The organism is Jatrophihabitans sp., from assembly GCF_051960575.1.
Lineage (GTDB): Bacteria > Actinomycetota > Actinomycetes > Mycobacteriales > Jatrophihabitantaceae > JBQCEE01.
In genome coordinates this window covers 1-8,619 of the sequence record NZ_JBQCEE010000170.1, presented here as the reverse complement: position 1 = coordinate 8,619, position 8,619 = coordinate 1, and the positions used below count along the sequence as shown (strand labels likewise).

Annotated in this window: 10 protein-coding genes and 1 pseudogene; 4 read left to right on the top strand and 7 right to left on the bottom strand. The window is 71.3% G+C overall.

What is annotated here, in order from left to right:
- The 5 genes and pseudogenes from ACTHMS_RS09810 to ACTHMS_RS09790 all read right to left on the bottom strand — a co-directional run.
- Window positions 1–482 (bottom strand): annotated as a pseudogene (locus tag ACTHMS_RS09810) (TIGR03767 family metallophosphoesterase); the annotation flags it as partial.
- A complete protein-coding gene (locus ACTHMS_RS09805; RefSeq protein WP_440306476.1) occupies window positions 479–1,585 on the bottom strand; it encodes an ABC transporter ATP-binding protein in 1,107 nt (368 codons plus the stop codon). The gene ACTHMS_RS09805 and the pseudogene ACTHMS_RS09810, both read right to left, overlap by 4 nt.
- Entirely contained in the window at window positions 1,582–2,448 is an 867-nt protein-coding gene (locus ACTHMS_RS09800; RefSeq protein WP_440306475.1) for an ABC transporter permease subunit, read from the bottom strand. The genes ACTHMS_RS09805 and ACTHMS_RS09800 overlap by 4 nt, the downstream gene beginning before the upstream one ends.
- Window positions 2,433–3,437: an ABC transporter permease gene (locus tag ACTHMS_RS09795; protein WP_440306474.1), complete on the bottom strand. Its 1,005-nt coding sequence runs from the start codon at window positions 3,435–3,437 to the stop codon at window positions 2,433–2,435. The genes ACTHMS_RS09800 and ACTHMS_RS09795 overlap by 16 nt, the downstream gene beginning before the upstream one ends.
- A gap of 7 nt (window positions 3,438–3,444) precedes the next feature.
- A complete protein-coding gene (locus tag ACTHMS_RS09790) occupies window positions 3,445–4,446 on the bottom strand; it encodes an ABC transporter substrate-binding protein (RefSeq protein WP_440306473.1) in 1,002 nt (333 codons plus the stop codon).
- Between ACTHMS_RS09790 and ACTHMS_RS09785 the strand changes: the two genes are divergently transcribed.
- Complete coding sequence (locus tag ACTHMS_RS09785; RefSeq protein ID WP_440306472.1) at window positions 4,445–4,741, top strand: hypothetical protein; 297 nt, start codon at window positions 4,445–4,447, stop codon at window positions 4,739–4,741. The two genes, ACTHMS_RS09790 and ACTHMS_RS09785, sit on opposite strands and share 2 nt — an antisense overlap.
- On the opposite strand, the gene ACTHMS_RS09780 is transcribed toward ACTHMS_RS09785, so the two are convergent.
- Window positions 4,732–5,880: a TIGR03364 family FAD-dependent oxidoreductase gene (locus ACTHMS_RS09780; RefSeq protein ID WP_440306471.1), complete on the bottom strand. Its 1,149-nt coding sequence runs from the start codon at window positions 5,878–5,880 to the stop codon at window positions 4,732–4,734. The genes ACTHMS_RS09785 and ACTHMS_RS09780 overlap by 10 nt on opposite strands.
- A gap of 114 nt (window positions 5,881–5,994) precedes the next feature.
- On the opposite strand from ACTHMS_RS09780, the gene ACTHMS_RS09775 reads away from it, so the two are divergent.
- On the top strand, window positions 5,995–6,750 hold the full coding sequence (locus tag ACTHMS_RS09775; protein WP_440306470.1) for a GntR family transcriptional regulator: 756 nt from the start codon (window positions 5,995–5,997) through the stop codon (window positions 6,748–6,750).
- Entirely contained in the window at window positions 6,751–7,398 is a 648-nt protein-coding gene (locus tag ACTHMS_RS09770; protein ID WP_440306469.1) for a phosphonatase-like hydrolase, read from the top strand. It abuts the gene before it with no gap.
- A gap of 9 nt (window positions 7,399–7,407) precedes the next feature.
- Here ACTHMS_RS09770 and ACTHMS_RS09765 read toward each other — a convergent pair whose 3' ends face one another.
- Window positions 7,408–7,998, bottom strand: a complete 591-nt coding sequence (locus ACTHMS_RS09765) for a TMEM175 family protein (RefSeq protein ID WP_440306468.1) — start codon at window positions 7,996–7,998, stop codon at window positions 7,408–7,410.
- A gap of 71 nt (window positions 7,999–8,069) precedes the next feature.
- Here ACTHMS_RS09765 and ACTHMS_RS09760 point away from each other — a divergent pair, with 71 nt between their 5' ends.
- The gene (locus ACTHMS_RS09760; RefSeq protein WP_440306467.1) at window positions 8,070–8,471 is read left to right on the top strand and encodes a hypothetical protein; all 402 of its coding nucleotides are present in this window, start codon (window positions 8,070–8,072) and stop codon (window positions 8,469–8,471) included.
- Window positions 8,472–8,619 lie beyond the last annotated feature (148 nt).

Genomic DNA, 8,619 nt, shown 5'->3' with positions numbered 1-8,619 from the left:
ATGCCCTGCCATCGTGTGAGATCGCCCGAGTCGGCGCGCACCGCGCCGCCCTCGAGCAGGGCGAGGTACCACGCCAGCTCGTTGGCCTGGGCGTTGTCGGTGTTGTCGCCGGTGACGATCGCGAGGTCGACCGCGGCACCGCCGACCGGCGCGCCGGCCACCGCGTTCACGGCCCGCACCATCGCCTCGACGACCTGTGCCGTCAGGGGCTCCTGCGGCCGGTACGAGCCGACGTTGCCGGTGATGTCGACGACCGGCGAGTCGGGGTCGGCCCACCGGTCGAGGTACTCGACCCGCGCCGGGCTCTGCGCGTCGCACACGTGCAGGTCGGACAGGTGCGCCAGGGTCAGCAGCGGCGTCAGCCGCCCCGACGGCAGCTCGGCCAGTTCGGTGCGCGTCTCGTGCGGCTCGCCGGGCGCCGGCACGACGGCGCGGTAACCGGTGCCGTCGCCGCGGACGAGCCGCCGGTCGAGCGTCGTCATGCGGGCTCGACGAGCACCGGCTGGTCGTGCACGGTCACGCTGACCCGCTCGCCGGCCGGGAGCCGCACGGCCTGGTGCTGGGCGACGTCGGCGGCGAGCTCCGTGCCGTTGCCGAGCAGCACCTGCACCCGCGTGGTCGCGCCGCGGAAGGCGGTGAGCACGACGACGCCGTCGCCGTCCGCATCCGGCGTCACGGTGATCGCCTCCGGACGCACGAGCACACGCACCGCCCCGGCGCCCGACTCCTGCGTGGCCATGAGCGGCAGCAGCTGCCCGCTGGCGTGCACGCGCACCTGGTCGCGTCCGATGAGCGTGCCGGGCAGATGGTTCATCGAGCCGACGAAGCGGGCGACGAAGGTCGTGGCCGGGCGGTGGTAGAGCTCGGCGGGGGCGTCGGCCTGCTCGAGCCGTCCGGCGTTCATGACGGCGACGCGGTCGGCCATCGACAACGCCTCCTCCTGGTCGTGCGTCACGAACACGGTCGTGACACCGAGCTCGAGCTGGATGCGGCGGATCTCCTCCCGCAGCTGCTCGCGCACCTTCGCATCCAACGCCGACAACGGCTCGTCCAGCAACAACACCCGCGGCGCGATCGCGAGTGCCCGCGCGAGCGCGACCCGCTGCTGCTGCCCGCCGGACAGCTGGTGCGGGAACTTCTCGCTGTGCGTCGTCAGGCCGACGAGCTCGAGCAGTTCGTCGGCGCGGTGGCGGCGGTGGTCCTTGCCCTGCTTGCGCAGCCGCAGGCCGAACGCGACGTTGTCGCGCGCGGTCATGGTCGGGAACAGCGAGTAGGCCTGGAAGACCATGCCCATGTCGCGCCGGTTCACGGCGGTGCGCGTCACGTCCTGGTCGTCGACGAGCACGGCGCCGCTGCTCGGCTCGGCGAAGCCGGCGAGGATGCGCAGCGCCGTCGTCTTGCCGCACCCCGACGGGCCGAGCAGCGCGAGCAGCTCGCCCGGCTCGACGGTGAGCGTCAGGCCGTCGAGGGCGCGCGTGCGTCCGTAGACCCTGGTGACGTCGCGGAACTCGACGCGCGTGCCCTGCCGGAACTGTTCCCGGACGGCGGGCGCCACCACAGGTGTTGAGACGATCTCGGACGTCATGACGTCGCGCCCTCCGTGGACTTGGTACGGCCGAGCGCCGTGATGACGAGCAGGAACACCCAGGTGATCACGAGCGACAGCAGGGAGACGCCGACGGCGAGCTGGCCGTCGGTGTTGTTGTACTGGTAGATCCACGGGGCGAACGTGAGGTAGTTGAGGATGCTGGCCACGGTGAACTCGCCGAAGGCCAGCGCGAAGGCCAGGAAGGCCGCGTTGAGGATCGACGTGCGCAGGGCCGGCACCGCGACCCGGACCATGAACGTCGGCCACGAGGCGCCGAGCCCGCGTGCGGCCTCGGCCAGCGGCCCCATGTTGGACGTGCGCAGCCCGGCGTCCAGCGTTCGGTAGGTGAACGGCAGCGCCATCACGACGTAGGTGACGACCAGGATCACCGGCAACGACCCGAGCACCGGGAAGCTGGAGTTCTGCATCCAGTCGAGGATCGACTGGAACGGGGTGCCGGCCAGCTGTCGCGGCCCCCACCCGAGCACCGTGAACACCCCGACGACCAGCACCACCGGCGGGATGACGAGCGGCAGGATGCACGCGATCTCGACCGCGCGTCGCATCCGCGGCAGCTTGAGATGGATGAGCAGCGTCGTGGGCACCATCAGCACGAGGGTCACGAGCACCGTGGCGACGGACAGCCGCACCGACAGCAGGAACGCGGCGGCGAAGCTCGGCTCGCCGAACATGCCGGTGAGCGCATGCCAGCGGAACCCCTGCCGGCTGTTGTAGAGCGCGAACCAGAGCGCCGCGAGCAGCGGCACGAAGAAGTACAGCGCGGCGAGGGTCAGGACGACCGGACGGAACCTGAGCACCCGGCGGCGACCCGCAGGCCGGGTCGTCACGACTGCAGCCATCGCGCCGTCCTCCGCTCCATCAGCTGGTAGGTGACGGTCAGGGGCACCACGATCAGCACCATCACCAGCGCGAGCGCGGCCGCGATGTGCTGCGTCTCGACCCCGCTCAGGACGTTGCCGGACAGTTCCGCCTTGATCTGCAGCGGCGTGAGCGCGAGCGTGCCGTTGGTCAGGGCCGCCGCGGTCGCGTACGCGGCGAAGGACGAGCAGAACAGCAGCGCGACCGACCCGACGAAGGTCGGCAGCAGCACCGGTGCGGCCACGTGCCGCCAGTACTGCCAGGTCGACGCACCGAGGTTGGACGCGGCCTCCCGCCACTGCGGCCGCAGCGCCTCGAGCGCCGGCGCGACGACCAGCACCATGAGCGGCACGAGGAAGTACAGGTAGACCAGCTCGACGCCGCGCAGCGAGTAGAGGTCGAAGCTGCTGGTCAGGTCGACGCCCAGGTGGTCGAACCACTTGGTGAGGATGCCGGCCGTGCCCAGCGTGCTGACGAACAGGAAGGCCAGCGGCACGCCGCCGAAGTTGGCGAACACCGCGGACGCGCTCAGCACCAGCTGCTTGAACCACCCGCGTCCCTGCACGACCGCCCAGGCGAGCAGCAGCCCGGCCACGGCGGACACGAGCGCGGTGAAGACCGACAGCTCGATCGAGTTGACCAGGCCGCGCCCGAACGCTCCTTGCAGGGCGAGCCGCACGTAGTGGCCGGTGAACCCGGCCGGCTTCGCCGGCACGGCGGGCTGCGCCGGCGTCGGTGCCTGGCCGAGCAACCCGCCGCCGGACGCGGGCACGGCCGCCTTGCCCGGGACGGCCGGGCTGCGGACGGCGAGCCAGAGCAGCGCGCCCGTCGGCAGCACGAAGAACAGTCCGAAGAACAGCCAGAACGGCGCCATCGCCAGCAGGGGCAGGCCGCGCAGCCTGCCCCTGCCGGCGCCGGCCGGTGGGGGAGCAGCCGAAGCGGGCTGCTCCCCGACCGTCAGATCGAGCACCACAGGATCACGAGCCGACCGTCGCGGCCCACTTGTTCACGAGCGTCTGGCCGATGGTGGTGGTCTGCGTCTGGTTCGGCAGCACCGGCGTGCCCTTGATGGCGGGCAGCTTGGCCAGCAGCGTCTTGTCGATCGAGCCCGCGGTGGTCATGGCGTCCTGCTCCACCGGGTGCGCACCACCCTTGAGGAAGCCGTTCTGGCCGGCTGTGCTGTAGAGGTACTCCTCCCACAGCCGCGCGGCGGCCGGGTGCGGGGCGTCCTTGTTGATCGCCTGGGCGTAGTAGCCGGCGAGCACGGGCGAGTCACTCGGCACGGTGACCGTCCACTTGACGCCCTTGGCCGCAGCGGCGGTCGCCTTGGCGGCGTTGAGGTAGTCCCAGTCGAGCACGATCGGCGTCTCGCCCGACTCGATCGTCGCCGCGGTGGCCTGCACGGGCTTGTAGATGCCCTCCTTCTTCAGCTTGGCGAAGAAGGCGATGCCCGGCTGCACGTCGTCGAGCGACCCACCCGTGGCCAGCGCGACCGCGGTGACGGCCTGGATGGCCGCATTCGCCTGGGTCGGGTCACCGTTGAGCGCGACCTTGCCCTTGTAGGCGGGGTTGTCGAGGTCCTTGAACGACGTCGGGCACTTCGCGACCTTGCTCGCGTCGCAGCCGATCGACATGACGCCGCCGTAGTCGTTGAACCAGAGCCCGTTCGCGTCCTTCGCCGCGGCGGGGATGTCCGACCAGGTCGACACCTCGTACGGCGCGTACAGACCCTCGCTCGCACCCGAGTAGGCGAACGCCATGCCGACGTCGACGACGTCAGGCGCTCGGTCCTGGCCCTTGAGCGACTTGATCGCGTTGATCTCGTCGGCCGACGAGCCGTCGGGGTTCGCGTCCGTGATCTTGATGCCGTACTGCTTGGTGAAGTTGTCCATCAGCTCGCCGTAGTTCGCCCAGTCACGGGGCAGCGTGATGACGTTGAGCTGGCCCTCCTTCTTCGCCGCCGCGACGAGCGCGTCCATGCCGCCCAGCGCCGACGCCGAGGTGGCCGTGGCCGCGCTGCCGTCACCGGTGGACGACGACGTGCCGGCCGACGTGCTGCTGCTGGTGTTCGCCGCCGGCGAGGTGCCGCCGCTGCTCGACGCGGTGCCCGAACTCGAGCATGCGGTCAGCGCCAGCGCGCCTGCGGCGAGCGACACCGCCGCCACACTGATCGATCGCTTCACGGATGTTCTCTCCTTCTCCCGGCCCTGGCCGGTGCAGTTGGTCGCGCCCACCGTGATGAACCACCACCACGGGACGCCGAATCAGTTGTGAACGGCGGCCGAACTTCGGTTGGCCGACGGTGAACCGCTCTCAGCGAAGACCGCGGCCGTGAAGCCGAACGCGGTCGTCATGCCGATGCCCGAGGTGACGCTCGCGACGTGCACGCCCGGTGCGGGGGAGTGCCGCAGGTACGGTTCTCGGGCGGACGCGTAGACGCCGCGCCACCGTTGGCGCACTGCCAACTGCGGTACACCGAGGAGCCGTGCGGTCTCGTCGAGCACGAGCCGGTAGCCGGCCTCGTCGTCGAACGGGTCGTGCGTGCGCGCGTAGGCGTGCGTGTCGCCGATGACGAGGCTGCCGTCCGGGCGGGGCGTGAACATCAGGTTGAGCCCGGCCTCGATCGTCGCCGGCTGCTCACGCATCAGCCGCGCGCGCACGAGCTCGGCGCTCGGGCACTCGAGGAAGCCGCCGTACCGCAGCAGCGAATGCCCGGTGAGGACGGCCGGGTCGAGCCGGCCGCCGCCGGGCGCATCGACCGCCAGCATGTGCAGTGCGCACCGCACCAGGCCGGCGTCATCAGCCGCGTCCGGGAAGAAGCGGTCGACGTCGTGCCCGACCGCGACGAACACTCGGTCGGCCCCGATGGTGCCGCGGGTGGTGTCGACGCGTCCGTTCTCGACCGCGGTGACCGCCGTCGACCAGAGGAAGCGGACGCCACGCGCTGCCAGCCACGCCGTCACGGCGGGGATCGCGGCCCGCGCGTCGACCCGCAGATCGAGCGGCAGCAACGCGCCACCGATGGACGAGCCGATGCCGGTGCGACCGTCGACCTCGGCCGCGGTGAGCAGCCGCACCCGGGCGGCGCCGCGCCGGTCGGCGAACTCGGCCAGGGTTGCCAGCTCGTCGTCGGCGCGGGCGACCACCACCGTGCCGGCACTGCGCAGCCAGGCGCCGCTCGCACCGGCCACGCGCAACCAGGTCTCGCGGGCGGCGAGGGCATAGTCGAGGGCGACCCCTGACTGACCGGTCGTGCCGACGTGGCCGAAATTGCGCACGGACGCGCCAACGGCATGGTCGTCGCGCTCGACGACGATCACCGACAGGCCGGCGTCGATCGCCTGCAGTGCGAGCCCGAGCCCGACGATGCCGGCACCGACGACGACCACGTCAGCGGCGCCCGGACCTGTCATGACAGGCACGCTGTCGCGGCGCCGGTTGCACCGTCAACGGGGTGCGACAAGTGCTCGTCCCTCGTTCACCTGCAGGACGTCTTCGCCACCTGGTGCTCAGGTAGGACTTGTCATGTGCGGTTGTCCCCCTTGCACACGCAGATCGCCGCTGACATCCGGGCCGCGATCCGCACCGGGCGTCTCGACATCGGTGACCCGATCCCGTCCGAGGCGCAGTTGGCCCAGCAGTGGCAGGTGTCGCGCGCCCCGGTGCGACAGGCGCTGGCCACGCTGCGCGCCGAGGGACTGATCGGTGGCGGTCCGGGCAAGCCCGCCGTCGTGCGCGGTCGCTCGCTCGGACAGCCGTTCGAGACGTTCCTGTCCTTCAGCAGCTGGGTGAGCGGTCTTGGTCTCGTCCCGGGCCAGCGCACGGTCGAGATCGCGCGCCGCCGCGCGGATGCGACGATCGCGGATCACCTGGGGATCGAGCCCGGCGACGCGGTCGTCGAGGTGCTGCGGCTGCGCACGGTCGACGGCGAACCGGCGATGGTCGAGCGCTCCTGCTTCGTCGACGCCGTCGGCCGCGCGCTGTTCGACTTCGACTGCGACTCGGGCTCGATCTACGCGTTCCTCATCACCCGCGGTGCCGATCTCAGCAGTGCCCGGCACACCATCGATGCCGTGGTGGCCGATCCGACCGACGCCGCCCTGCTCGGCATCGACCCCGGACGCCCCCTGTTGCGCGAGCGGCGACTCGCGGGTCCGGCGGGCGGGCCGCCGTCGGAGTACTCGGACGACCGCTACCGTCCCGACCTCGTCACGTTCACCATCGACAACGCCGCCGCCTCGGCACCGGCGTTGTCCCGCCACGCCGTCCCGGAGCTGATCTGAATGATCGACCTCGCCGTCCTCGACATCGCCGGCACCACCGTCGAGGAGCATGGGCTCGTCTACGAGGTGCTCGCCGAGGCCGTGCGTGGCCAGGGCGGCAGGCCGTCCGCCGACGAGGTCGCCGCGTGGATGGGGGCCGACAAGCGCACGGCGATCACCGCGCTGCTCGACGGCCGTGGCGACGTCGACGCCGCGTTCGCCGACTTCCGCACGCGGCTCGAGCGCAGCTACCGCGAGCGGCCGCCGCAGGCGCTGCCCGGCGTCGAGGACGTGATCGCGGCCCTGCGCAAGGACGGTGTGCGGGTGGCGCTGACGACCGGGTTCGACCGCGACGTCACCGAGCTCGTGCTGGGCGCGGTCGGTTGGGGTGACGACCTGCTCGACGCAGTGGTCTGCACGGAGGACGTCCCTGCCGGCCGCCCCGCGCCGTACATGGTCTTCCAGGCGATGCAGCGAACCGGTGCGACCGATGTGCGGCGGGTGCTGGTCGCCGGCGACACCCCGCGCGACGTCAGCTCCGGCCTCAACGCCGGCGCCGGACTCGTCGTCGGGGTGCGGTCGGGCGGTGTCGACGATGCGGCGCTGCTGCTCGATCCCCGCGTCCGACTGCTCGACAGCCTCGCGGACCTGCGCACCCTGCTGGGCTGACCTCCGGCGTCAGTCGTCCGAACCGGCGCTGGTGAGCACCCGCTCGAGCCGCGGGTCGGGCACCAGCCAGACCAGCGCGACGATCACGTAGCAGACGATGCCGAGCCAGCGGTCGACGAAGGTGAGCGCGATGCCCGTGACGTAGAGGACGGGCGAGAGCTTGCCCTTGCGGTCGCGTCCGATGGCGGTGGCGAGCGTCGAGTCGGGTCCCTCGACGCGCAGCAGCGTGCCCTGCAGCAGGAAGAAGGCGACCGCTGCGGCGAGCAGCACGATGCCGTAGGCGGCCACGGGCACCACGGCGAAGTCGGTCTCGCTCATCCAGTCGGTGATGAACGGGACGAGCGACAGCCAGAACAGCAGGTGCTGGTTGGCCCAGAGCGAGACGCCCGAGACGCGCCGCACCGTGGCGAGCAGGTGGTGGTGGTTGTTCCAGTAGATGCCGATGTAAACGAAACTCAGCACGTAGGCGAGCAGCGTCGGCAGTTGTTGGCGCAGCGCCGACCACGACGAGCCGTCGGGCTTGTGCAGTTCCAGCACCATGATCGTGATCAGGATGGCGATGACGCCGTCGCTGAAGGCCTCGAGCCGGTTCTTCGACATGGCGGCAGGCTAGGTGATCAGCGCTGCCGCGGCGAGCACGCGACACACGCCGTCGCTGCGATCATGGCTGCATGCTCGCGTCCGCCTCCGACATCGTCCGTCTCTCGCTGCACGTCGTGGCCGCGACGATCTGGGTCGGCGGCCAGCTCACCCTCGCCGCGCTGGTCCCTGCGCTCAGGGCCGCCGGTGCCGACGTCCCCAGGGCCGCCGCGCGGGCGTTCAACCGGATCGCCTGGCCCGCGTTCGCGGTGCTGCTCGTGACCGGTGGCTGGAACATCGCCGCGACGCGCGACGACGACCACGGCGCCTGGCACGTGACCCTGATCGTGAAGATGGTCGTCGTCGTCCTGTCGGGGGTGACGGCGTTCCTGCACGCGCGCGCCCGCACCCGCGCCGGGCTCGCCGTCTTCGGCGCCCTGACCGGGGTCACCGCGCTCGCCGCCCTCGTGCTGGGCATCGCGCTCGCCGGCTGAACGCCGTGGCACCGGCTCTAGATGTCGTGACCCGAGAGGTTGTTGACGGCGTGCCTGCTTGAAATAGGGAGGACCTCCCGGCGGAGTGGATGTGTCTAGGCATGCACTCCAAGGAGGTCCTCTATGGCTCACGCTAATGCCCGTACCA

Excerpts from the sequence above, each read along its gene's own strand:
- ACTHMS_RS09805 (WP_440306476.1), bottom strand. The coding sequence starts at position 1,585 with ATGACGTCCGAGATCGTCTCAACACCTGTGGTGGCGCCCGCCGTCCGG.
- ACTHMS_RS09800 (WP_440306475.1), bottom strand. The coding sequence starts at position 2,448 with ATGGCTGCAGTCGTGACGACCCGGCCTGCGGGTCGCCGCCGGGTGCTC.
- ACTHMS_RS09785 (WP_440306472.1), top strand. The coding sequence starts at position 4,445 with ATGCCGCCCAGCGCCGACGCCGAGGTGGCCGTGGCCGCGCTGCCGTCA.
- ACTHMS_RS09790 (WP_440306473.1), bottom strand. The coding sequence starts at position 4,446 with ATGGACGCGCTCGTCGCGGCGGCGAAGAAGGAGGGCCAGCTCAACGTC.
- ACTHMS_RS09780 (WP_440306471.1), bottom strand. The coding sequence starts at position 5,880 with ATGACAGGTCCGGGCGCCGCTGACGTGGTCGTCGTCGGTGCCGGCATC.
- ACTHMS_RS09770 (WP_440306469.1), top strand. The coding sequence starts at position 6,751 with ATGATCGACCTCGCCGTCCTCGACATCGCCGGCACCACCGTCGAGGAG.
- ACTHMS_RS09765 (WP_440306468.1), bottom strand. The coding sequence starts at position 7,998 with ATGTCGAAGAACCGGCTCGAGGCCTTCAGCGACGGCGTCATCGCCATC.
- ACTHMS_RS09760 (WP_440306467.1), top strand. The coding sequence starts at position 8,070 with ATGCTCGCGTCCGCCTCCGACATCGTCCGTCTCTCGCTGCACGTCGTG.